This window comes from Thermomicrobium sp. CFH 73360 (assembly GCF_023806465.1).
Taxonomy (GTDB): domain Bacteria; phylum Chloroflexota; class Chloroflexia; order Thermomicrobiales; family Thermomicrobiaceae; genus Thermomicrobium.
This window is the reverse complement of the sequence record NZ_JAMSLS010000024.1, coordinates 1-922: the sequence shown is the minus strand read 5'-3', so window position 1 is coordinate 922 and position 922 is coordinate 1. Positions and strand designations below refer to the sequence as shown.

Below are 922 nucleotides of genomic sequence, written 5' to 3'. Positions count from 1 at the left end.
AGGAAGGGGCGAGACGATGAGCAAGCCGCGGTTTGAGCGGACGAAGCCGCATGTGAACGTGGGGACGATTGGGCATGTCGATCATGGGAAGACGACGTTGACGGCGGCGATTACGAAGGTATTGAGTTTGAAGGGGTGGGCGAATTTCAAGCCGTACGAGCAGATTGACAAGGCGCCGGAGGAGCGGGCGCGGGGGATTACGATAGCGATTGCGCATGTGGAGTATGAGACCGAGAAGCGGCACTATGCGCATGTGGATTGTCCGGGGCATGCGGACTACATCAAGAACATGATTACGGGTGCGGCGCAGATGGATGGGGCGATTTTGGTGGTGAGTGCGCCGGATGGGCCGATGCCGCAGACGCGGGAGCACATCTTGCTGGCGCGGCAGGTAGAGGTGCCGGCGATTGTGGTGTTTTTGAACAAAGTGGACATGATGGATGATCCGGAGTTATTGGAGCTGGTGGAGCTGGAGGTACGGGAGCTGTTGAGCCAGTATGGGTATCCGGGGGAGAGCATTCCGGTGGTACGGGGGTCGGCGTTGTTGGCGTTAGAGTCGAAGGCGACGGATCCGGAGGCGCCGGAGTATGCGCCGATTTGGGAGCTGATGCGGGTGGTGGATGAGTACATACCGACGCCGGTGCGGGCGGTGGACAAGCCGTTCCTGATGCCGATTGAGGATGTGTTTGGGATCAAAGGGCGAGGGACGGTGGTGACGGGGCGCGTGGAGCGGGGGCGGCTGCGGCCTGGGGAGACGGTGGACATTGTCGGGTTGGGGCCGACGCGGCAGACGGTGGTGACGTCGATTGAGATGTTCCAGAAGGTGTTGGATGAGGCGGTCGCGGGGGACAACGTTGGGTGTTTGTTGCGGGGGATAGAGCGGGACGAGGTAGAGCGGGGGATGGTGCTGGCGGCGCCGGGG

The 922-nt window shown here is 61.9% G+C and carries 1 protein-coding gene; it reads left to right on the top strand.

What is annotated here, in order from left to right; translation table 11 throughout:
* Positions 1–16 precede the first annotated feature (16 nt).
* On the top strand, positions 17–922 hold a 906-nt coding region (tuf, locus tag NET03_RS13345; protein ID WP_252129380.1), incomplete at its 3' end, for an elongation factor Tu.